The following is a 22,211-nucleotide window of genomic DNA, read 5'->3' on the forward strand; positions in this document are numbered from 1 at the left end:
TATGGCAAGAGAAGATTTAATCGAAGTAGAAGCAAGGGTAAAAGAAATTTTACCAAATACAAAGTTTATCGTAGAGCTTGATAACGGACATACAGTTATCGCTCACGTATCTGGTAAAATCCGTATCCACAACATACGCATTTTACCTGGTGATAAAGTCACAGTTGAATTATCACCATATGACTTAACACGCGGTCGTATTACATACCGTAGAAAATAAGGAGCAATTAAAATGAAAGTTAAAGCATCAGTTAAAAAACGTAGCGCAGATGACATCATTGTGCGCCGTAAAGGTCGCGTTTACGTGATCAATAAGAAAAATAAAAGACATAATCAGAGACAAGGTTAAGGAGATTAAACTATGGCAAGAATTGCAGGGGTAGATATACCAACCCAAAAACGAGTGGTAATCTCGTTACAATATATTTATGGTATTGGTTCAAGTACTGCAGTAGAAGTACTTAAAAATGCCAACGTATCAGAAGATGTTCGTGTAAAAGATTTAAATGAAGATCAATTAGCAGCAATCCGTAGCGAAATTGCAAAAATCGTTACAGAAGGTGACCTACGTAGAGAATCTACATTAAACATTAAACGTTTAATGGAAATTGGTTCATACCGTGGTATGAGACACCGTAAAGGATTACCAGTTCGTGGACAAAACACTAGAAATAATGCGCGTACACGTAAGGGCAAACCAAAAGCTATTGCTGGAAAGAAACAGGTAGGTAAATAATTATGGCAGCTCAAAAAAGAAAAACTACTAAAAGAAGAGTAAGAAAAAATATACCTTCAGGTATTGCACATATTCATACAACTTTTAACAATACAATCGTTACTATCACAGACCCAGCAGGTAATGCTATTTCATGGTCAAGTGCTGGTGCTTTAGGTATTAAAGGTTCAAGAAAATCTACACCATTTGCAGCACAATTAACTAGCGAAGCAGCTGCTAAAGGTGCAATGGAAAATGGTATGGCTCGTGTTGAAGTATTCGTCAAGGGACCAGGACCAGGTAGAGAGGCTGCAATTAGAAGCTTACAAGCAGCAGGATTAGAAATTACAGCGATTAAAGATGTGACGCCAGTTCCACACAACGGGTGCCGTCCACCAAAACGTCCACGTAACTAATAAAAAACCATTTAGGAGGTAAGCTTGTGAAAGATTTAAAATTTGAAAAACCAACATCTGTCGAAGAAATATCTCAAGAAGGTAACTTGGGCCGTTTCTTAATAAAACCATTAGAACGCGGTTATGGTTTAACCTTAGGTAATGCACTTAGACGTGTTTTATTATCATCATTACCAGGTGCTGCAATCGTTAATGTTAAAATTGACGGAGTTGAACATGAATTTTCAACCATCAATGGCGTATATGAAGATGTAATGGGAATTATCCTTAACTTAAAAAAGGTTGTATTCTCAGTTGATTCACAAGATCCACATTATGAACAACGATTAGAGTTATATGCAGAAGGTCCAACAAGTGTTACCGCAGGTGACTTTAATTTAGTAGATGGCATTGAAGTTGTTAACAAAGACCTACATATTGCAACATTAGCAGAAGGTGCTAAGTTAAATATGACAGTGACTGTTAGACGTGGCATTGGTTATGTTCCAAGTGATCAAAACAAACAATATTCAAAATATGAATTAAATGTCATTCCAATTGACTCATTATATACACCAGTTGAACGTGTTATCTATAATGTAGAAAAAATACGTGGTGATTTAGATGAATTAACAATTGAAATCGAAACAAATGGTGCCATCTTAGCAAAAGATGCACTTGCATTAGCATCTAAGATGTTAGTGGATCATTTCCAAGTACTTGTTGATATTTCAGAAAAAGCAAGTGAATATGACTTTATTCGCGATGTTGAAGAAGAACCAGCAAGCAAAAAATCAGATACAAAAATCGAACAATTAGATTTATCTGTAAGATTATTTAACTCACTTAAACGTAGTGGAATCACAACCGTTGGTGAATTATTAAAATTATCTGAAGAAGAAGTGATGCGCTTACGCTCATTAGGTAGAAAATCATTTAAAGAATTAAAAGAAAAACTAGCAGAACATGGACTTGAATTCGAACACTCTTCAGCAAAAGAAGCAAAATTCGGATTTGATTCAGACGAAGATAAGGAGTAATTATTATGGCAATACCATCAAGACTTCGTCGTACAACTGATCAAAGAGAAGCTTTATTACGTGACTTAGTCACTGATTTAATTATCAATGATCGTATTACGACTACAGAAGCAAAAGCTAAATCCGTACAACGCGTTGCAGATAAAATGGTTACATTAGCTAAAAAAGGTACATTAGCAGCACGTCGTCAAGCCGCACAAACAGTTCGTCTTGAAGAAGTTAAAGAAGGACAAGATGCTCTTCAAAAACTATTTAGCGAACTTGCACCTAGATACCAAGACCGTACAGGTGGCTATACAAGAATCATTAAGACAGTACCTCGTCGTGGAGATGCTGCACCGATGGCAATCATCGAATTCATCTAATACTTAATATAAAACCTTCCTTGGAAGGTTTTTATTTTAATATGAAATAGTTATGTAATTACACAATAATTAAATCACTCGTGCTATAATAATTATAAGATGAGATTTGAATTAAACCTAGGGAGGGATATAATTATGGATTTAACCAATGGATTTAAACTATTAGAATTTAGTACATATGGTATTTTAGAATGGGCTTTTGTAGCGTTAATAGCATTACTAATTCTTATTCTAGTAATCATATTATTTAAAAAAACAAAGTCAAAAAATGTTGTTCATAAAAATGCTTCAAAAACAAATCAAAAACAACTTGTTTATAAATCAAATAATGGAGAGACTTTGATTTTCAAACATGGCAGTGCATGGCATATGAATCAAGATGGACTTACAGAAAACTACAAAGCAATTGATGGACCTTCAACAAAACTTGATGGTAAAGTTGTTTTTGCATCAAAAAGCATTCGTAAAGTATCAATCATACAAGATCGTAATGAAATTATTAAAAGATCAGCTAATGAAGTTCAATATATTACATTAGATTTCGTATCACCTGATGAGGTACGTTTAGGTAAAAATGTATATCTTACACAAAAAGGATTTAACGACAAAGAAAAACGTGAATTAAAACAGGCAGAAGCGGAACAAAAAAGCCAAGCCCTTGCTGATAAAAAAGCAGAAGCCATTCAAAAAAAGGCTGATAAGCGTATGAAAAAAGCAGAGTTAAAAGCCTTAAAGCAACAAGAAAAAAATAATGAAGAAGAATAGCATTAAACAATAATCAAGGTAGCCTCAATTGAGGCTACCTTTTAATTAATCTAAATGAATCTTATGGTAAAATAAGAGTAAAACAAGAAGGTGATAACATGAAAAAAATAATAAATATAACGATATTCTTAAGCTTACTATTAATTCTATCGAGCTGTGAATTAATAAATAAATTTATTCCACAAGAAACATTTACTGTAATGATTCAAAACTCACACACTTTGGAAGTAGAGACTCAAGAAGTTACAAAAAATAATAAAATAACTATTCCAGAATATGAAATACAAGGACTAATACTTGTTGGATTAAAAGACAAGTCAAATAATGAAGAATTTGATTATGAAACATTAGTTAATAAAGACTATGAATTATACACTGTTTTTGATACAAAAGATGGATATCATCAAGTGACTTTTGAAACAAACTCGGATACTTATATTGTACCTATAATCATTGGTGATAGTCTTATACTAGGTAAACCATTAGATCCTGTAAAGGAAAATAAAATATTTTATGGTTGGTATATAGATCCTGAATTTAATAATGTATATGATTTTAATAATTCGGTTACGACAGACATAACTTTATATGCAAAATATGTAGACATTATAGAGCAAAACTACACCATTAATGAAGATACATTAGAATGGGTAAAACTAGATTATGCAAGCTATTATAATGTTTCTATAAACAATGAAGAACCTATATTTGTCTTAGATAATAAAATTAATTTAAGTACATATCAAAATACACTACTAGATACCTCTACTCTAATTGTAGAAGCAATCTTTGAAACAGAGCTTACATATAAATTATTTGAAGTCAAATTAAGATATGATTATACAGAAAGTCTATATGAAACAGATTTTGAAGGCGAATCATTTACAACATCAACAAATTACTCAAACAATACAACTCCCAAAATTGTAGGAGATGAAAATAAACTATTTCATATTTTAAATGGTGCAGTCTCAACAACAAATCCAATATCTGGTAGTAAAAGTATTCAACTAAGAAATAATACATCTACAACAAATACACCATACATTGAAACACAATTTACACTTTCTAATGTAGAAATGATTTCATTTGTTGCAAAATCAACAAACCACCATATCAAGTTAATTATTCTTGATGATAAAGATGTCATATTAGAAGAAAAAATATTTGAACTTTCAAAAGATGTTACAGAGTATAAACATAAAATAAATAACCATTCACTTATCAAAATTAGAATAGAACTTCATAAGACATCTGAATTAACAGGTGGTGAACAAATATTTATAGATGATTTAAAAATATATGATAGTTTAACTCCGAAATCGCTTGTTGAAGTCATAAAAGAAGAAAATAATGAAGATTTAGAAAAGATTAAACTCGCATTTGAAAAAGATAGAAATCGCTTAAAACCACCCGCATTTAATGTATTATCTATAGAAGGTATAAATGCTTATTATGCAACATTAAATGGACTAACATCAAGTGCCTTTAAACTAGAGTTACAATCAATCTTAAAAAATACACATCAAAGATTAATTAGTTATGATGAAGCAAGATTTATTCTAGAAGAAAGTGATTTAGTTACAAGAAATAATAAAACCCACCTAGATGGAATTTACTCTGGTCATGAAATCATTAGATATTGGGATGGAGGAAAAACCTGGGCTAGGGAACATGTTTGGCCAAACTCTAGACTAGGAATCCAAAGAGTTTCTGGATCTTCAAAAAATCAAGGTAGTGATGTTCATAACTTACGAGCAATTAATCCAAGTGTAAATAGTTCTAGATCAAATAGATATTTTGATCAAGCGTCAACTTATGGTCTTGTTGGTACAGATGCATATTATCCTGGGGATGAATATAAAGGTGATGTTGCACGTATACTGTTTTATATGCTTGTAAGATATCCAGATATATTAACATTAAAAGAAGATAATATTCTTGATAGTGCATATACAGTTGAAGGTGCACAAATGGGTATACTATCTTTACTACTTTCATGGCATGAAAGTGATCCAGTTTCTGAATTTGAAACGAATAGAAATGAAGTCATATACACTTATCAAGGTAATAGAAACCCTTTTATAGATAGACCAGAATATGTAGACATCTATTTTAATTCATAAAATAAATATATAGTGTTATAATAAAAAGACAATTAAAAAAGGAGTTGACGAATCATGAAATTTAACGAATATGTGTATGAAAGACCCGATACCCAATTGATTCAAAGTACCCTAGAAAAACTTACTCATGATTTAGTAAGTGCAGCTAATTTTGAGTTAGCATTAAAAGCTGTAAATGATTATCATAATTTTATTGATGAAATTGATTCAACATTTCAACTTGCCCTCATTAGACACTCAATGAATACAAAAGATGAATTTTATGATCAGGAAAAAGAGTTTTTTAACGAAACAATGCCTTTAATAGACTCTTACAGCATTAAATTTACAAATAGTTTATTAGAGTCTCAGTATAGAGGAGAACTTGAATTAAAATTAGGTAGTCTATTATTTAAAAAGGCAGAACTAAGTAAAAAAACTTTTAGTGATTCAGTAATTGAACTCTTACAAAAAGAAAATAAACTTACAACAGAATATGTTAAGTTGAAATCTAGTGCTCAAATTGAATTTGAGGGTGGTATTTATAATCTAAGCCAAATGCAACCTTTTGTAACAAGTAAAAATAGACAAGTAAGAAAAGAAGCAACAATTACAGTATCCAAATGGTATAAAAACAATTCTAAAGGATTTGATGAAATCTATGATAACCTTATAAATGTCCGCCATCAAATAGCTATAAAGTTAGGTTATGAAAACTTTATACAACTTGGTTATGACAGATTAAAAAGAGTTGATTATGATGCAAATGATGTCATGTTATATAGAAATCAAGTTTTAAAAGATTTAGTCCCATTTGTAGAAAAGTTAGAACAAAGAAAATCAAGAAGATTAAATATTAAAGATATGAAATCATATGATTTAGGATTAAACTTCTTAACTGGAAATCCAAATCCTAAAGGTGATTTAAACTGGCAAGTTTCAAAAGCTCAAATTATGTATGATTTATTAAGTCCTGAAACATCAGAGTTTTTTAACTACATGGTAGACAAAGAATTACTAGACCTAGAAAGTAGAGAAGGTAAAGAAGGTGGTGGATATTGTACATATATTCCAAAATACGAATCCCCATTTATTTTCGCTAACTTTAATGGAACATCTGGAGATGTCGATGTATTAACACATGAAGCAGGACACGCTTTTCAAGTTTATACATCTAGAAAATTAATTCCGGAATATCGCTGGCCAGGATATGAATCAGCAGAAATTCATTCAATGAGCATGGAATTTCTAGCATGGCCATATATTCATTTATTCTTTGAAGAAGATACTGAAAAATATAAGTTTAGTCATTTATCAGGTGGCATTGAATTTTTACCTTATGGTGTATTAGTTGATCACTTCCAACATGAGGTCTATAAAAATCCTACGATGAGCCCAGATGAAAGAAAACAAACATGGAATAGACTTGAAAAAATATATCAACCATGGAAAATATATGATGAAGAAGATCCGATGAATGAGGGATTATGGTGGTATAAACAAGGACACATATTCCAAGATCCTTTTTATTATATTGATTATACACTTGCTCAAGTAATTGCCTTTTATTTCTGGGGTATTAATCAAAAGGATGCTAAAGAAACTTGGTATAAATACTACGAGCTATGTAAATTAGGTGGTGCTTATAGTTTTGTTGAATTACTAAATAAAGCTAATCTTCCTAACCCTTTTAAAGAAGGTACAATTAATAAAATCTTAGAACCAATTAAAGCCTACTTAGATAAAGTAGATGATTTAGATCTATAAAATAAAAAGGGATTGTCTAAAAAAATAGACAATCCCTTTAAACTTTATATTGTTAAATGGCATATCTAAGACATATAGATATGTTTTTTTAATATGTTATGTAGGATAAATAATTAGTGAACTATTATCAAGTATATTAAATATTTTTGATGTATCTATGATTTAAACTTGTTTATGCTTTATTTTTTAAGTACTTAGAAATACCTAATGCAGCATTTAATCCGTCATTGATTGCTTTAGGAAAATAAAGTGGTCCACCCACACAATCACCACCTGCAAATAATCCATTAATGTTTGTTGACATATCGGAATCAACTAAAATATTACTATCATCCATAATTACACCAAGTTTTAAAGATAATTCAACAGCTCTAGGATAATTAATAGCAAGAAAAACGCCCCTTACATCATAAGAATTATTTTCTGTATTAATTTTTGTAAGTCGTTTATCCCCTTCAAATGAAATGATTTTATCAGTAATTACAGGATATTTTTTTGAAGTAATTAAAGTACTATTTGAAAATATTCTAATATCACGTGTATAGTTTTCAAGTACAGATAATTCTTGTTCCATATATAACCCATCACCTATAATAGCAACCGGTTTATTTTTATAAAAAAGCCCATCACAAGTGGCGCACAGGTGAATGCCTTTAGATTTAAATAAATCATAACCAGGGATATTTATTTCAACACGTGGTTTACCTGTTGCAAGCATGACCGTTTGACTTAAATATTTATTATTGTTTGTAGTTACTAAGAAATGATCATCTATCTTTTCAACATTTAAAACCATTTCTTTTTTAACTTCAATACCTAAGTGTCTAGCTTGTTCAATGCCTTTAACTATTAATTTTTTTCCTGATATGGGTAATTGGCCATAAAGATTATCAATAACATCTAGGTTTGAAAGTTGATCACTATCTTTACCTAAAACCATCACAGTTCTATTTAATTTTCTTAAATTAAGAGCTGCTGAAATACCTGCAGGACCCACACCAATTACGATACAATTAATCATAAATCTAACCATTCCTCAATCTTTTCTATTTTATGTAGTCCTTGAAGTTCTCTAAGTAGTTTTCCATCTTTAAATAGTAACATTGTTGGTAAAGAAAAAATGTCGTATTTATCTGCAAGATCTTCAAGTTTTTCTGCATCTGCTTTATAAACTTTTAATTTACCATAATAGTCATCAGAAATATCTTCTAGTAAAGTTTCTAAAGATAGACAACTCATACAAGTAGGAGAAAAAAACTCTACTAAAACATAATTAGAAGAATTTATTACAAATTCATCAAAATTTTTATTGGTTAATTCAAATAACATATGATTGTTAACCTCCCATAATCTTATTATAACGTAAAACTTATCTAAAAAAATAACTTCTACATGATATAATAAATAGAAGCCAGTTTAAGGAGTTTTTATTTTGATAAACGTAAAAAATTTAAAATTTACATATGATACAACTAAAGAATTAATCAAAGACTTATCTTTTAAGATACCTAAAGGATCATGGGTATCTATTTTAGGTCATAATGGAAGTGGTAAGTCTACCCTTGCTAAATTACTTGTAGGATTAATCAAAGCAGAATCAGGTGATATATATATTGATAATATATTATTAAATGAATCTAGTGTAGATGAGGTAAGAAAAAAAGTAGGTATCGTATTCCAAAACCCAGATAATCAATTTGTTGGTGTCACAGTACGTCATGATATCGCATTTGGATTAGAAAATATGCAACTACCTCATGAAGAGATTGTCAAACGTGTAGAAACATATGCTAAACTTGTTGGCATGCAAGATTATTTAAAAAAAGAACCATTCCAATTAAGTGGTGGACAAAAACAAAGAGTTGCTATTGCTGGTGCACTTGCAATGCATAAAGATTTAATTATTTTTGATGAATCAACTTCAATGTTAGATCCTGAAGGTGTATTAGAAGTTACAAACTTAATTAAAAAACTTAATGAAGATAGAAATCAAACAATTATTACAATTACTCATGATCTTGATTTCGCATTATTAAGTGATTATGTCATCATCTTAAAAGATGGTGAATTACTTGCAGAAGGTAAACCTCAAGAACTATTTTTAAATAAAGAATTACTACAACAATCAAAATTAACGATTCCACTCGGTTTACAAATATATTTAGATGTTATAAAAGATGATGATTTAAAAAATAATAAAAAATTGGTAGATGCACTATGGACATACAATTTAAAAACGTAGGATACGCATATAAGGGCTTTAAGGAACAATACCATGCAATTAATAACATTAACCTTACAATCGATGAAAAAGGTGAATTTATAGCAATTGTGGGTCAAACAGGTAGTGGAAAATCCACACTTGTTCAACATCTTAATGCTTTAATGCAACCAACCTCAGGTCAAATTAATATATTAGGTACAACACTACCTAGTAAAAAGAAAGTTAAAATCAATCATTTACGCCAAAAGGTAGGTTTAGTTTTTCAATTTCCTGAATACCAATTATTTGAAGTTGATATATTAAAAGATGTTGCTTTTGGTCCATCAAACTTTAAAGATACAAAACCATTTGCACTTTCATATGCTAAAGAAGCTTTAAAAGAAGTTGGAATTGATGAATCACTTTACACAGAATCTCCATTTAGAATATCAGGTGGCCAAATGAGAAGAGTTGCTATTGCTGGTATTTTAGCTATGAAGCCACATATTTTAGTACTTGATGAACCTACTAGAGGGCTAGATCCTCAAGGCAAAGATGATATGATGGAAATGTTTAATAAAATTCATTTAGAACAAAACAAATCTATTGTTATGATTAGTCATGATATGGATATTGTAGCAACTTATGCTAAACGCATAATTGTTTTAGATAAAGGAAAGATTGTATTTGATGGTTCAAAAGAAGAATTATTTATGCATCAAGACTTTAAATCCTTTCACTTAGATTATCCAACACCTATGAAAGTTTTAAATCATTTAAATGAAACTATAGGCATTCCAAAAAAAATAGTATTAACAAATGATGAACTCCTTAAATATTTAAAGGAGGTTTTATAATGAATATTAAAATTGGTCAATATATAGCAGGTAACTCTATTCTACACAGACTCGATCCAAGAATTAAAATAATGAGTATGATATTACTTATTATTACAATATTTTTAGTGCCTATAAATTTAGAACCACAAAATATTATTTGGATGATTGCATTATTTGTATTTTCTATGAGTTTAGTATTCTTATCTGGAATACGTATAGGTAAAGTACTTCAAGGTTTAAAAACAATTGTATTTTTAATGACATTTACGTTTATTATTCAATTATTTACAATTCAACCAAGTAATGAATCACCATTACTTGATGCACCCATGACTTTAAGTATTATAAGTATTCCGGTTTTAATTTTATTTACATTTTTATATCACTATTTAAAACCTAAAATAAAATTTAGAACGACATGGTTTTTTCTATATGTAACATTAATATTTGTAATTCAATTTTTAGTTATAGCATACATACCAACAGTGGGCTTAAATTTCGATTATAATTTTAAAGTATATCCTTCAGGTCTTTTAAGAGGTGGGTTTATTTTCTTAAGAATTATTGCAGTGATGGTTATTGCATCGCTACTAACCTTTACAACATCAACAATAGAATTAAATGATGGATTAGAATCTTTAATGAAACCACTTAGATATATTAAAGTACCAACATATATATTTTCTATGATGATTTCATTAACACTACGTTCAATTCCAACATTATTACTGGAAACAGAAAAAATAATGAAAGCACAGACATCACGTGGTGCTGACTTTAACGAAAGTACGCTACGTCAAAAAATAGGTCAGATTATAGCATTATTAATTCCTATTTTTGTAGTAAGTTTTGACCGTGCTGATGATTTAAGTAATGCAATGGAAGCTAGAGGTTATATTATCGGAGCACCTCGTACAAAACTAGATGTATACGAAATTAAATTTAAAGATATCTTCATCTTAATCTTTATTATGATGATTATGAGTGGATTGTTGGTGATGCGTTTTGCGTTATAAAGCAGTAATAAGTTATGATGGCACACAGTATAGTGGTTATCAAAAACAAATAAATCAAACAGGCATTCAAACAGTTGTTGAAAAAGCTTTAAGACTTATGACACAAATTAATATACCTACATTTGCAGCATCTAGAACTGATAAGGGTGTTCATGCTAAATATCAAGTGCTTCATTTTGATACAGATATTAATTTAGAAAGTAGTGCTTGGGTAGATGCTCTTAATAAAAGATTACCTCTAGATATTAGATTTTTAAAAGTTACAAAAGTTAAAGATACATTTCATGCAAGATTTGATGCTAAATCAAAAAAATATGTTTATAAAATAGCTAAAAAACCAAGTACAGCATTTACAGGAAATTATGAGGTTTATGTCAAAAACTTTAATATAGATCTAGTTAAAGATGAACTAAAAACAATTATTGGAACACATGATTTTAGTGGTTTTAGTCCCAATAAAGAAAATAAACCACCAGTCAAAACAATTTATAGTTTTGACTATAAATCAACCAAAACACATTATATATTTACCATACATGGTAATCATTTCTTAAGATATATGGTACGTATTATCATGGGTAATGTGATTGCTATCGGACAAGGTAAAAAACCTAAAGATCAATTAAAAATACTACTAGAAACAAAAGATAGAAATAAATCAGCAACGACTGCTCCAGCATGTGGATTATATTTAAGCCACATTTACTATAAATAACACATAAAAAGGGGGATTTTACCATGTTTATAACATTTGAAGGTGGCGAAGGTACAGGTAAAACGACACTCATAGAACAATTAAAAAATGAATTAACATCCAAAGGATTAAACGTTATTACAACACGTGAACCAGGTGGTTCACATGTTGCAGAAAAAATCCGTAAAATACTACTAGATAATGCAAATACAGATATTACAAAAGAAACTGAAGCACTTCTTTTTGCAGCAAGTAGAGCACAACACTTAAATGAAACAATTATTCCAAACTTAGATAAAATCATTCTATGTGACAGATATATTGATTCATCATTTGCATACCAAGCATTTGGTAGAAAACTAGGCATGGATTTTATAAGTAAAATTAATAGTTATGCATTAAACTATTTACCAGATATAACATTTTATATTGATCTTGATCCTAATTTAGGTATGAAACGTATTAAAAATAATAGAAAAGATAAAACTGACCGATTAGATTTAGAAACTGAAAACTTCCATTATGAAGTTAGAAAAGGATATTTAGAAGTTGCTAAAATGTTTGAAGATAGAATTATAGTCATTGATGGAAACCAAACCATAGATGCAATCTACAAAATCATTTTAGAAAACATATTAGAAAGAATATGAAAGATATTATTGCTAAATTTCAAACAACTATAGATAAAAATAGATTATCCCACCTATATTTATTAAGTGGCTCTTTAGGTGTGACAAAAAAACGTATTGTTAAAAAGTTAGCATATTTAATCTTTAAAAACTATCAAGATAATCCTAATTTAGAACATCAACTAGAACATTTGAATCATCCAAACTTAGTTTATATAGAAAAAGAAGGACTAAGTATCAAAAAAGAACAAATACTGAATCTCCAACGTGAGTTTTCTAAAACATCACTAACTGATGGACCTAGAGTCTATATTATAGAAAATGCAGAAACTATGTCACTTTCTGCATCAAACTCACTACTTAAATTTTTAGAAGAACCTAAAGATAATGAAACAATTGGCTTTTTACTTGTAGATGATATGAGTCAAATACTTGATACCATTCGTTCAAGAAGTCAAGTTATTAGATTATCAGATGGTCAAAGTCATGAATTTATTCAAATACTTATGGATAATGAGATAGAAGAAAAACATGCCTACATGATCAGTCGTCTAACAAAAGATTTAGATGAGGCAATCGCACTTTATGCAGACCCCACTTACTTACTTGCTCAATCCTATATCGAAAACTTTAAAGATTGGATTAAAAATCCAAGTGAAAGTTTAAGTCATTTAATGAATCAAATTTCTCAAACACTTTCTAATGAAAAAAGTTACATAGTATTCATTTTAGATACAATCTCATCGATTATTCTAGATCTTATTCATTTGCATATGAATCAAAAAGTTCAATATGAATTTATGAAAGAAAGCTTACTTGAACTTGTTAAATCAATTAATTCAAATACAGCGTCTAGTTTAATATTACTTATTCATAAAACAGTAAAAGATTTAAGACTACCAATAAACATTCAATTGGCACTTAATGCATTTTCAATTGATTTTGAAAGGTTAATTATACATGGTAAAGCGTGATTTACTTGGTACAGACTTAATGATTTCATCAGATGTAGGTAAAGCCTTTAATCTAGATACAATCATTTTAAGTGACTTTGTTAGAATACCTAAAAACACAAATTTAATTATGGACTTTGGCACTGGCAATAGTGCCATTATGCTTTATTTGTCAAAACGCTTTAATGGTCATATTTTAGGTGTTGAAATACAAGAAAAAAGATATTTATTAGCAAAAGAAAACATATTAAATAACAATTTAAGTCATAGATTAGAAGTCATTAATAGTGATTTAAAGGTATTTAACCATAAGAAAAAAGCAGATATTATTGTATCAAATCCACCCTACTTTAAAGTCAATCAAGAGACCAAACAAAGTCTAGATACGGATATGCAAATAGCTAAACATGAAATTTACTTAAATTTAGAAACACTTATTTTAAGCGTTAAGAAAAATATTAAACACGGTGGATTATTTTTTATGGTTCATAAAGCAGACAGGCTTGAGGAAATCATTTTAACTTTAAATCAATATGATTTTAAAGTTAAAAGAATAAGATTTGTTCATCCAAGTATAAATCATGAACCCAATCAAGTACTAATAGAAGCTAAGTTTAAAGGTAGTGCGCACTTAATTGTATTACCACCACTGATTCAATATAAAGAAAAAGGTGTCTACTCTGATGAGATGAATTCAATATACGAAGGAAGGAATTATCAAAAATGAAAACTCAGGTAAGTTTTACAGTTAATCAACCAACCCTTTATATTGTAAGCACACCTATTGGTAACTTATCAGATATGACCTTTAGAGCTGTATCTATTCTTGAAAGTGTTAATTTAATATTAGCCGAAGATACAAGAGTTACAGGTATATTACTTAAACACTATAATATTAAAACACCAATGTTAAGTTATCAAAAATTTAATGAACAAGAAAGATTAATAGAAATCATTGATAAATTAAAGCAAGGAGAATCGGTTGCACTCGTTTCGGATGCAGGTACCCCTCTTGTAAATGACCCAGGCTTTTTATTAGTAAAAAGTGCCGTCCTAGCAAATATTAATGTTGTAAGTATACCAGGTGCTAGTGCGGTTTTAGCAGGGCTTGCATCATCAGGTATTAACCCACAACCTTTTACTTTCATTGGTTTTTTACCAAGAAAACAAAAAGAAGCATCAAATGTTTTAAAAGATTATGAAAATAGAAAAGAAACATTAATTATTTATGAGTCTCCTTTACGTATTAAAATGACATTAGAATTAATCTTAAGTATATTGGGTAATAGAAACTTAAGCATCGGTAGAGAGTTAACTAAAATGTTTGAAACAATTTACCGAGGAGATATCAATTCAATTTTAGAGCATGAACTGGATACTAGAGGAGAATATGTCATCATTGTTGAAGGTGATTTAACGATAATAGAAACCTCAAAAGATCCGGTAGAGTTAGTAGATTATTATATAAGTCAAGGAAATGATGAAAAAGAAGCACTTAAACTAGCTGCTAAAGATTTAAAAGTACATAAATCTGAAATCTATAAACTATACAAAATAAAGAAGTAAATTTTATTTTTAACTTACTTCTTTTTTACTAAATAACTTAAATTGTGTTTAAAATAAATACATTTATAATTAGGTGGCATTATTATAATCTTTATATTATAATATAAATATAATTGCATCATACGATGAATAAGAGTTCGTACTGTTTAATGTTTAAAAAAGAGAGTCTTAATCAGGTGAAATAAGACAAACACACAGTACATATGGCTTAGTGAAGTAATTTATTCGATATGTAGAGTAAATCGTAAATCTTGCGTTAAAAGATTAAAGGGCTGTTAAATTTTAATATTTAACAGAACTAAGGTGGTACCGCGGATATTTAATCATTCGTCCTTAGACTTAATTTTTAGTCTAAGGACTTTTTTATGGAAAGGAAAATAAATAAAATGAACAACAAAAAATATTATATTTCAACAGCAATCGCTTATGCATCAGCAATCCCTCATATTGGAAACGTTTATGAAATCATTTTAGCCGATGCAATTGCCCGTTTTAAACGTTTAGAAGGTTATGATGTATATTTTCAAACGGGTACTGATGAGCATGGCCAAAAAATAGAAAATAACGCTAAAAATCAAAATCTAGACACACCTGATTATGTAGATATGATCTCATCAGAAATTAAACGTATCTTTGATTTAGTGAATGTATCTTATGATAAATTTGTACGTACGACAGATAAATATCATAAAGAAGTTGTACAAGATATATTTGAACGCTTAATTGAAAAAGGTGATATTTATTTAGGTAAATATGAAGGTTGGTATTCTATTGCTGATGAAGCATTTTTAAATAAAACAGATATCGTAGATGGTGTTGGTCCAAGTGGAGATATTCCTATTTGGATGAGTGAGGATACTTACTTTTTTAAATTAAGTAACTATCAAGATAGATTAGTAAAATATATTAATGACAATCCTACATTTATCGAACCAGAATCAAGAAGAAATGAAGTACTACAAAATTTCTTAAAAGAACCATTACCAGATTTAAGTGTATCTAGAACATCATTTAAGTGGGGTATTCCCGTTAAATCGAATCCAAACCATGTAATTTATGTTTGGATTGATGCATTAAGCAATTATATTACTGGACTCAACTATAACTTAAATAAAGAATCAAATGAAATGAAAGATTATTGGCCAGCAGATCTTCACTTAATTGGTAAAGATATTATGAGATTTCACGCAATTTATTGGCCATCTATTTTAATGGCACTTGACTTACCACTACCTAAAAAGATATTTGGTCACCCATGGGTTTTAGTAGATAAAAATAAAATGAGTAAATCTGTAGGTAATACACTATATACTGATAAACTTGTACAACACTTTGGTGTGGATGCATTAAGATATTATGTATTACATGAAATACCTTACGCTCAAGATGGTAATATTACATATGAGTTAATGATAGAAAGAAACAACTCGGATTTAGCAAATACTCTAGGTAACTTAGTTAATCGTACAATCGGTATGATTAATAAATATCAAAATGGTTTAGTTAAAAAAGTATTAATGGATGAACCATTTAATTATTCATTAAAAGAAAAGTGTGAAAAACTACTACCAAAAATTAAAGAATTAATGAATGATTTAAGAGTTGGCGATGCAATTGAAGAATTAATGATTGTTGCTCGTGCAGCAAATAAATACATCGATATATCTGAACCATGGAACCTTTTTAAAAATAATGAGCATGAAAAATTAAGTCATGTATTATATAATTTAGTTGAAACCATAAGATTTTTAGCAGTATTCCTACAAAGCTATATGCCAGAAACTGCTAAAAAAATATTTGAGCAATTAAACATAGAGCATCAAGGATTAGATAGTGTGATTCAATTTGGTCAATATAGTGAACAACAAATCGGTACAGCCAAAGTGTTATTTGAACGCTTTGACTTAGAAAAAAAATTAAATGAAATTATAGGATAATTTTAAATGAACAAAATAAAAGAGTGGTTAAATTCACCCAAATTTCAAAGGAATATCAAACCTGAAATTATTAGAACTTTCGCTGTAATCTTTTTTACCATTATTTATGGTATTGGGGTCACATGGTTTTTAGAAGCTAGTGTTATTCCTATGTATACCGGCGGTATACCTGGTATTGCACAATTACTTCGTGATTTTATGAAGTTTACTTTAGGATTGGATACCTCTGGATGGGAAGGATTATTCTTAGGATCATTTATTATCATATCAAACATACCAATTATGTTACTTGGTTGGTTTGGTGTATCTAAAAAGTTTGTAATATATTCAATGATTTCTGTCATTATTCAAGCAACAATGTTAGGTTTTATACCGTCATTAGATTTAGGTCTTTCAAGTGAGTCTCAAGCACTAACTGCAACGATATTAGGTGGTATTCTAATTGGTGTTGGTGTAGGTGGGGCCTTAAAATATGGTACATCTACAGGTGGGCTTGATATAGTTGCCCAGTATCTATCCTTAAAAAAAGGTAAGAGTGTTGGATTTATTTCTATGGTACTAAACATTGTTACTGCATTCTTGGGAGGTTTAATTACAGCTCCAGATTTAATCTCTAGAGGTGTATTACCAGGTGTTACACAAGCAATGGCAGCCGCTGGAATAGTTATTAGTTATACAATACTTAGACTCATTATTACAACAATCGTAACCGATAAATTACATACTGCATATCAGTTTACAATGGTAGAAATTATTACAAATGACCCAAGAGAAATTGTTTCAGATATTATTTCTAAAATATATCGTGGTGTTACATTAATTAATGTACAAGGTGGATATTCTAAACAGGATAAGACATTAATCAAAGTAATTATTTCAAGTTATGAATTTACAACATTACATCAATTAATTAACCGCTTAGATTCAAAAGCATTTATCATTGTTACACCTGTAAAAAATGTATTCGGAAACTTTAAAAAACGAACAATTGCTTAAAAAGGGGGGGTAATTTATTTGAAAGATTTTATTATTTCGACAACACCAACGTTAGAAGGTTATAAAATAGTTAAATATATAGATATTTTATTTGAAGAAAATACCTTTGGTGTAAGCTGGTCAACATCCGTATCATCCTTTAATGATATGTTTAAAGGTTTTACTGGCGAAAGATTTGATGCAATATCAGATCGCATTGAACAAGTAAAAAAAGATGTTAAACAAAGATTTATTAGAAAAGCTATTAGACATGGTGCAAATGCACTTATTGGTGTAGATATTGAAACTACAACAAGAGAAAATGGTGGTATTACAATATCTATGTCTGGTACAGCTGTATTAATAGAAAAAATATAATAAAAAATAAGACTAATTATTAAAGGAGGATACCCTTCATAAATCTAATTAGTCTCTTTTTTTATATCATAATCTATAAAACATCTAAGTCTTTAAATTGTGAAACATCAATGTCTGATTTGTCATCAGCTTTACTAATCGCATAATTTTCCAAATCAGATTCTTTGGTAGTAAATAAAAGTCAAATGCCAATTGATGTATATGATGCAGCATCTTGGATGGCTGTAACAGTTTTATCTGAAGAATCTATTACACTTGGTAGTGCACCGGTATCTATTCCTGATTTTACTAAAGGAAAATGGTTAAAGAAGCCGTTAAAGGATGTAGTCAAACTATAAATCTTAGTGTTTATAATTGATAATATGAAGTTATAAAATAACCAATATCCTGTTAAAAGAGATATATAAATTATAGTGTAGTGGGCCACATGATTTTTTAAAGGACAATTTAAAATGAATAAAAAATGAAGACCTCGATTAAAATGAGATTAGCTGATAATCCATTGAAAGCGAGGTCTTCATGTATGATAATTACATAAAATTATTAGAATTAAACGCATTGAAACATAAAATAGAATCATTATAAATCCTATGAAATCAAATCAACTCATTGCAATCATAAAATGAATAAGGTATCTTTTTTATGTCAAATCTGTTTTTTAATTTTGTTCAAAAATAGAAATAAACAGAAATCAAACAAGTCTTGACTTTCTTTATCTAATTTTTTAAATTTATTTTTATTATATTATACATTTTGAAATAAATTAGCATTAATAAGTGGTAGAAGTAGTGGCTGAAGATAACTACTTGCAGTGATACTTGATACTAAACTTCTAAGGTGAGGATAAATAATTTGGATTGCAGCAATTTGCATGAAGTTTTCGATTTGTTCCTCACTAGATTCATTAGAAAAAGTAAATGTCGATGCTAAATGAACAGTCATATCAATTGGAAAAGGATTTTCCTTACTATTTAGTACACTAAACCCTAAAATGAGTGTATAGTTTAAGTCATCTTCCTTAATGATTTGTTTGGTATAAATAGGTAACATCTTAAAGTTTCCTTTAAGATTATGATTTTCTATTGAAACCTTCTTAACTTGAATATTCGTATTTAAAACTTTCACAAACTCACTTCCTTTTGTTCATTTTAACATAATTATTCAGATGTTGTTTTAATTATAGTATTTCACTGTTTAAATGAGCTTTTATGCTATAATTCATACATAAATATAGGTTTTTAAAATTTAGAGCTTATATCATTTAAGTTAGGGAGAAATTTATTTGATTATATTTGTAAGCTTGCTTATTATATTTGGCTATACAGTCCAAAGAGTTTTTATAAGAACGCATAAAAGAAGCATTGTTAGAATTGACTACAATCAGTTAAATCTATTACTATTTTTAGATTTAATTGTGACACTAGGCTTTATGATGAGTGTTGAGTACAATTCACCACTCATCATACAAAAAGTATTGAAATATACTATTTTTTTAGTTATTGGCGTATTCTTTTTAAACTACATGAAAGTATTAAAAGACTATAAACATAAAAGAAGGATTGCTACAGCAATCATCTTCTTTATAGGTACTTTTATAATAACTTTCTTTGGTGATGAAATTGGTATAGTTGCAACAGGTTATATAGTTGCTATAACTTTACTATCAAGGGTTATATTAATCGATGTTAAGAAAGTGTATGCATCTAAACAAATAAGCACCTTAATCGTTTTATTATTCATAGTTGAAGCAATTCGTTTTATCGTGGAATCTGCAATCACATTTGAAATGTTATTTAATACCTTTGGTGACTTGTGGTTATCAGCATTTTCATTTACTATACGTACGATTGCTATGATATTAATAATTCAAATACACGATCAACTATCAATTAATAAAAATATCGCTAAAACTTTGGATTATCAAAGTGGTGCACAACTCTTAAGTTTAGTTTTCGATCAAAATCCAACAGCTATTGTATTAACCGATATGAATAAAAATATCATCTATGCAAACCCGCAAGCTCTTTCTTTAACCGGATACTCAGAAGCTGAGGTTATAGGTAAAACCCCTAAAATATTTAGTAGTGGTAAGACTCCTAAAGAAACATATAAGAGTATGAGATCGAGTATTGAAAGATATGAACCATGGACTGGAGAATTTATTAATGTTAAGAAAAATGGTGAAATATTTATTGAGTTGACTAAAATAGTTACTTTAAAAGATATGAACAATGTACCGGTTTTTTACTTATCAATAAAAACCGATATAACAAAGGAAAAAGAGTACTTAAAAAAATTAGAATATGTTTCTAATTATGATGATTTAACGGGTTTATTAAGACGTCAAATCTTTCTAGATATGTTTGAAAAAAATGTAGAATCAAATGCTGATGAAGAACATTATTTTATATTAATGGACATTGACGATTTTAAATTAATTAACGATTCATGTGGTCATATAATCGGTGATAAAATATTAAAAATATTTAGTGGAATCTTAAAAGAAGTACTGGATACTAATACATTAATATGCCGCTTTGGTGGTGATGAATTTGCAGTTTATATGTATGGATATAAACTAGAAGAAATACATGAAAAGATAAATAATTTAAATAAAAGATTAGAAAAAACAACTGTAGAAAACCTTCCAGAAAACTTGAAGTTAAAAATTAGTCTAGGCATTACTAAAGTAGAAATTCCACTAGATTTTTCTAAAGTTTATGAAGCATCGGATAAAAATCTTTATAAGGATAAAAAAGATAAAAAAATAAAATAAAATTTATAAGTAAAATATTCACATATTTAAGGGTAACCACTTGACAAATAATAACTATTATTATAATATATCTCACGGTACGTTTTAAAACTTATATTCCACAGCCCTTATAAGATTTTAAAATATAAGGAGAAAGCTAAAGAAAATGAAAACATTTATGGCAAATGAATCAACAATCACTCGTAAGTGGTATGTTGTCGATGCTGAAGGTAAAACTTTAGGTCGTTTAGCAACTAAGGTTGCAAGTGTATTAAAAGGAAAACATAAACCTACCTACACTCCACATGTAGACACAGGTGACTATGTGATCGTTATTAATGCAGACAAAATTAAATTAACTGGTAACAAATGGAATGATAAAATCTATTATAAACATTCAGGTTATAATTCAGGTTTAACTGAAACACCAGCTAAAGAATTAATGGCAAAAATGCCTACAGCTTTAGTTGAAAAAGCAGTTAAAGGTATGATTCCACATACATCACTTGGTAGAGATATGTTTAGAAAGCTATTTGTATATGCTGGACCAGAACATAAACATCAAGCACAACAACCAGAAAGTTTGGAGGTATAACAACATGGCAAAAGATTTAGTTCAATACTTAGGTACAGGACGCAGAAAATCATCTGTTGCTCGTGTTATCCTAACACCTGGTAAGGGTTCATTTATCATCAATGGTAGAACATTTGAAGATTATATTCCATCAGCTGCAACACGTCTAGACGTGTTACAACCGTTAGAATTAACTGAAAATGTTGGTAAATTTGATGTTAGAGCAAACGTTAATGGTGGTGGTATTACTGGACAAGCTGGAGCAATCCGCTTAGGTATTACACGTGCATTAATGGAAGTTGATGAAGATTTACGTAAAGTGTTAAAACCTGCAGGTTTAGTCACACGTGATCCAAGAGCTAAAGAACGTTACAAATACGGTCTTAGAAAAGCACGTCGTGCAACACAATTCTCTAAACGTTAATTTAGATTTAAAAACTCCTTTTATAAGGAGTTTTTATTTTTCTAACATAGATAAACTCTATAAATAATTAACCTTAAAATCAAGCTAAAAATATATATAATTACTTAATTGAATTA

The 22,211-nt window shown here is 29.2% G+C and carries 27 protein-coding genes; 24 read left to right on the top strand and 3 right to left on the bottom strand.

From position 1 onward, the window contains the following. The first annotated feature begins 1 nt into the window (after position 1). From infA to G324_RS0106705, 9 genes are all read left to right on the top strand, one after another. Positions 2-220, top strand: coding sequence for a translation initiation factor IF-1 (gene infA / locus G324_RS0106665; RefSeq protein ID WP_025725593.1), 219 nt, complete (start codon positions 2-4; stop codon positions 218-220). Positions 221-232: 12 nt separating this feature from the next. Further along, positions 233-349 carry a 50S ribosomal protein L36 gene (gene rpmJ, locus G324_RS0106670; RefSeq protein ID WP_025725594.1) on the top strand — a complete coding sequence of 39 codons (117 nt, stop codon included), beginning with the start codon at positions 233-235 and terminating at the stop codon, positions 347-349. 12 nt (positions 350-361) lie between these two features. Then, on the top strand, positions 362-736 hold the full coding sequence (gene rpsM, locus G324_RS0106675; protein ID WP_025725595.1) for a 30S ribosomal protein S13: 375 nt from the start codon (positions 362-364) through the stop codon (positions 734-736). Beyond that, positions 736-1,131: a 30S ribosomal protein S11 gene (gene rpsK / locus G324_RS0106680; RefSeq protein ID WP_210994127.1), complete on the top strand. Its 396-nt coding sequence runs from the start codon at positions 736-738 to the stop codon at positions 1,129-1,131. Before rpsM ends, rpsK begins: the two co-directional genes overlap by 1 nt. A 26-nt stretch (positions 1,132-1,157) precedes the next feature. Then, complete coding sequence (locus G324_RS0106685) at positions 1,158-2,150, top strand: DNA-directed RNA polymerase subunit alpha (protein ID WP_025725597.1); 993 nt, start codon at positions 1,158-1,160, stop codon at positions 2,148-2,150. A 5-nt stretch (positions 2,151-2,155) separates the two neighbouring features. Further along, entirely contained in the window at positions 2,156-2,515 is a 360-nt protein-coding gene (gene rplQ / locus G324_RS0106690; protein ID WP_025725598.1) for a 50S ribosomal protein L17, read from the top strand. A gap of 135 nt (positions 2,516-2,650) precedes the next feature. Beyond that, positions 2,651-3,280 carry a hypothetical protein gene (locus tag G324_RS0106695; protein ID WP_025725599.1) on the top strand — a complete coding sequence of 210 codons (630 nt, stop codon included), beginning with the start codon at positions 2,651-2,653 and terminating at the stop codon, positions 3,278-3,280. A gap of 98 nt (positions 3,281-3,378) precedes the next feature. Further along, positions 3,379-5,406, top strand: a complete 2,028-nt coding sequence (locus G324_RS07775; protein ID WP_025725600.1) for an endonuclease — start codon at positions 3,379-3,381, stop codon at positions 5,404-5,406. 54 nt (positions 5,407-5,460) lie between these two features. Continuing rightward, positions 5,461-7,152 carry a M3 family oligoendopeptidase gene (locus G324_RS0106705; RefSeq protein ID WP_025725601.1) on the top strand — a complete coding sequence of 564 codons (1,692 nt, stop codon included), beginning with the start codon at positions 5,461-5,463 and terminating at the stop codon, positions 7,150-7,152. A 172-nt stretch (positions 7,153-7,324) separates the two neighbouring features. Here the strand turns inward: G324_RS0106705 and G324_RS0106710 are convergent, their stop codons facing one another. Together G324_RS0106710 and G324_RS0106715 are read right to left on the bottom strand one after the other, a co-directional pair. Further along, positions 7,325-8,173, bottom strand: coding sequence for an NAD(P)/FAD-dependent oxidoreductase (locus G324_RS0106710; protein WP_025725602.1), 849 nt, complete (start codon positions 8,171-8,173; stop codon positions 7,325-7,327). Next, positions 8,170-8,481, bottom strand: coding sequence for a thioredoxin family protein (locus G324_RS0106715; RefSeq protein WP_162146972.1), 312 nt, complete (start codon positions 8,479-8,481; stop codon positions 8,170-8,172). The genes G324_RS0106710 and G324_RS0106715 overlap by 4 nt, the downstream gene beginning before the upstream one ends. A gap of 103 nt (positions 8,482-8,584) precedes the next feature. Here G324_RS0106715 and G324_RS0106720 point away from each other — a divergent pair, with 103 nt between their 5' ends. The 12 genes from G324_RS0106720 (at position 8,585) to G324_RS08065 (ending at position 18,680) form a co-directional block, all read left to right on the top strand. After that, positions 8,585-9,394 (top strand): energy-coupling factor transporter ATPase, encoded by an 810-nt coding sequence (locus G324_RS0106720; RefSeq protein ID WP_025725604.1) that lies wholly within the window; start codon positions 8,585-8,587, stop codon positions 9,392-9,394. Beyond that, complete coding sequence (locus G324_RS0106725; RefSeq protein WP_025725605.1) at positions 9,370-10,212, top strand: energy-coupling factor transporter ATPase; 843 nt, start codon at positions 9,370-9,372, stop codon at positions 10,210-10,212. Before G324_RS0106720 ends, G324_RS0106725 begins: the two co-directional genes overlap by 25 nt. Then, on the top strand, positions 10,212-11,210 hold the full coding sequence (locus G324_RS07780; protein ID WP_025725606.1) for an energy-coupling factor transporter transmembrane component T family protein: 999 nt from the start codon (positions 10,212-10,214) through the stop codon (positions 11,208-11,210). The genes G324_RS0106725 and G324_RS07780 overlap by 1 nt, the downstream gene beginning before the upstream one ends. After that, a complete protein-coding gene (gene truA, locus G324_RS0106735) occupies positions 11,200-11,925 on the top strand; it encodes a tRNA pseudouridine(38-40) synthase TruA (protein ID WP_025725607.1) in 726 nt (241 codons plus the stop codon). Before G324_RS07780 ends, truA begins: the two co-directional genes overlap by 11 nt. Before the next feature lie 23 nt (positions 11,926-11,948). Beyond that, on the top strand, positions 11,949-12,554 hold the full coding sequence (tmk, locus tag G324_RS0106740; RefSeq protein WP_162146973.1) for a dTMP kinase: 606 nt from the start codon (positions 11,949-11,951) through the stop codon (positions 12,552-12,554). Then, positions 12,551-13,507, top strand: coding sequence for a hypothetical protein (locus G324_RS0106745; protein WP_162146974.1), 957 nt, complete (start codon positions 12,551-12,553; stop codon positions 13,505-13,507). The genes tmk and G324_RS0106745 overlap by 4 nt, the downstream gene beginning before the upstream one ends. Then, positions 13,494-14,213 (top strand): tRNA1(Val) (adenine(37)-N6)-methyltransferase, encoded by a 720-nt coding sequence (locus tag G324_RS0106750; protein ID WP_162146975.1) that lies wholly within the window; start codon positions 13,494-13,496, stop codon positions 14,211-14,213. Before G324_RS0106745 ends, G324_RS0106750 begins: the two co-directional genes overlap by 14 nt. Beyond that, entirely contained in the window at positions 14,210-15,052 is an 843-nt protein-coding gene (gene rsmI / locus G324_RS0106755; RefSeq protein WP_025725611.1) for a 16S rRNA (cytidine(1402)-2'-O)-methyltransferase, read from the top strand. The genes G324_RS0106750 and rsmI overlap by 4 nt, the downstream gene beginning before the upstream one ends. 365 nt (positions 15,053-15,417) lie before the next feature. Beyond that, the gene (gene metG, locus G324_RS0106760) at positions 15,418-16,989 is read left to right on the top strand and encodes a methionine--tRNA ligase (protein ID WP_084027199.1); all 1,572 of its coding nucleotides are present in this window, start codon (positions 15,418-15,420) and stop codon (positions 16,987-16,989) included. Positions 16,990-16,995: 6 nt separating this feature from the next. Then, positions 16,996-17,985, top strand: a complete 990-nt coding sequence (locus tag G324_RS07785) for a YitT family protein (RefSeq protein ID WP_025725613.1) — start codon at positions 16,996-16,998, stop codon at positions 17,983-17,985. A gap of 18 nt (positions 17,986-18,003) precedes the next feature. Next, positions 18,004-18,342 carry a YbjQ family protein gene (locus tag G324_RS0106770; protein ID WP_025725614.1) on the top strand — a complete coding sequence of 113 codons (339 nt, stop codon included), beginning with the start codon at positions 18,004-18,006 and terminating at the stop codon, positions 18,340-18,342. Positions 18,343-18,527: 185 nt separating this feature from the next. Continuing rightward, positions 18,528-18,680, top strand: coding sequence for a hypothetical protein (locus G324_RS08065; protein WP_210994126.1), 153 nt, complete (start codon positions 18,528-18,530; stop codon positions 18,678-18,680). Positions 18,681-19,086: 406 nt separating this feature from the next. Here G324_RS08065 and G324_RS0106780 read toward each other — a convergent pair whose 3' ends face one another. Continuing rightward, a complete protein-coding gene (locus tag G324_RS0106780) occupies positions 19,087-19,467 on the bottom strand; it encodes a protein-export chaperone SecB (protein WP_025725616.1) in 381 nt (126 codons plus the stop codon). Positions 19,468-19,624: 157 nt separating this feature from the next. Between G324_RS0106780 and G324_RS0106785 the strand changes: the two genes are divergently transcribed. The 3 genes from G324_RS0106785 (at position 19,625) to rpsI (ending at position 22,095) form a co-directional block, all read left to right on the top strand. After that, positions 19,625-21,118: a sensor domain-containing diguanylate cyclase gene (locus G324_RS0106785; protein ID WP_025725617.1), complete on the top strand. Its 1,494-nt coding sequence runs from the start codon at positions 19,625-19,627 to the stop codon at positions 21,116-21,118. Positions 21,119-21,263: 145 nt separating this feature from the next. Further along, positions 21,264-21,692: a 50S ribosomal protein L13 gene (rplM, locus tag G324_RS0106790; RefSeq protein ID WP_025725618.1), complete on the top strand. Its 429-nt coding sequence runs from the start codon at positions 21,264-21,266 to the stop codon at positions 21,690-21,692. A gap of 4 nt (positions 21,693-21,696) precedes the next feature. Beyond that, positions 21,697-22,095: a 30S ribosomal protein S9 gene (rpsI, locus tag G324_RS0106795; protein ID WP_025725619.1), complete on the top strand. Its 399-nt coding sequence runs from the start codon at positions 21,697-21,699 to the stop codon at positions 22,093-22,095. Positions 22,096-22,211: the final 116 nt, after the last annotated feature.

Origin of the sequence: Acholeplasma granularum ATCC 19168 (assembly GCF_000526235.1) — a bacterium.
GTDB lineage: Bacteria > Bacillota_I > Bacilli_A > Acholeplasmatales > Acholeplasmataceae > Acholeplasma > Acholeplasma granularum.

Excerpts from the sequence above, each read along its gene's own strand:
- G324_RS08065 (WP_210994126.1), top strand. The coding sequence starts at position 18,528 with ATGCCAATTGATGTATATGATGCAGCATCTTGGATGGCTGTAACAGTT.
- G324_RS07780 (WP_025725606.1), top strand. The coding sequence starts at position 10,212 with ATGAATATTAAAATTGGTCAATATATAGCAGGTAACTCTATTCTACAC.
- rpsI (WP_025725619.1), top strand. The coding sequence starts at position 21,697 with ATGGCAAAAGATTTAGTTCAATACTTAGGTACAGGACGCAGAAAATCA.
- tmk (WP_162146973.1), top strand. The coding sequence starts at position 11,949 with ATGTTTATAACATTTGAAGGTGGCGAAGGTACAGGTAAAACGACACTC.
- metG (WP_084027199.1), top strand. The coding sequence starts at position 15,418 with ATGGAAAGGAAAATAAATAAAATGAACAACAAAAAATATTATATTTCA.
- G324_RS0106705 (WP_025725601.1), top strand. The coding sequence starts at position 5,461 with ATGAAATTTAACGAATATGTGTATGAAAGACCCGATACCCAATTGATT.
- infA (WP_025725593.1), top strand. The coding sequence starts at position 2 with ATGGCAAGAGAAGATTTAATCGAAGTAGAAGCAAGGGTAAAAGAAATT.
- G324_RS0106695 (WP_025725599.1), top strand. The coding sequence starts at position 2,651 with ATGGATTTAACCAATGGATTTAAACTATTAGAATTTAGTACATATGGT.
- rplQ (WP_025725598.1), top strand. The coding sequence starts at position 2,156 with ATGGCAATACCATCAAGACTTCGTCGTACAACTGATCAAAGAGAAGCT.
- rplM (WP_025725618.1), top strand. The coding sequence starts at position 21,264 with ATGAAAACATTTATGGCAAATGAATCAACAATCACTCGTAAGTGGTAT.
- rpmJ (WP_025725594.1), top strand. The coding sequence starts at position 233 with ATGAAAGTTAAAGCATCAGTTAAAAAACGTAGCGCAGATGACATCATT.
- G324_RS07775 (WP_025725600.1), top strand. The coding sequence starts at position 3,379 with ATGAAAAAAATAATAAATATAACGATATTCTTAAGCTTACTATTAATT.
- rsmI (WP_025725611.1), top strand. The coding sequence starts at position 14,210 with ATGAAAACTCAGGTAAGTTTTACAGTTAATCAACCAACCCTTTATATT.
- rpsM (WP_025725595.1), top strand. The coding sequence starts at position 362 with ATGGCAAGAATTGCAGGGGTAGATATACCAACCCAAAAACGAGTGGTA.
- G324_RS07785 (WP_025725613.1), top strand. The coding sequence starts at position 16,996 with ATGAACAAAATAAAAGAGTGGTTAAATTCACCCAAATTTCAAAGGAAT.
- G324_RS0106710 (WP_025725602.1), bottom strand. The coding sequence starts at position 8,173 with ATGATTAATTGTATCGTAATTGGTGTGGGTCCTGCAGGTATTTCAGCA.
- G324_RS0106750 (WP_162146975.1), top strand. The coding sequence starts at position 13,494 with ATGGTAAAGCGTGATTTACTTGGTACAGACTTAATGATTTCATCAGAT.
- G324_RS0106715 (WP_162146972.1), bottom strand. The coding sequence starts at position 8,481 with ATGTTATTTGAATTAACCAATAAAAATTTTGATGAATTTGTAATAAAT.
- G324_RS0106745 (WP_162146974.1), top strand. The coding sequence starts at position 12,551 with ATGAAAGATATTATTGCTAAATTTCAAACAACTATAGATAAAAATAGA.
- G324_RS0106725 (WP_025725605.1), top strand. The coding sequence starts at position 9,370 with ATGGACATACAATTTAAAAACGTAGGATACGCATATAAGGGCTTTAAG.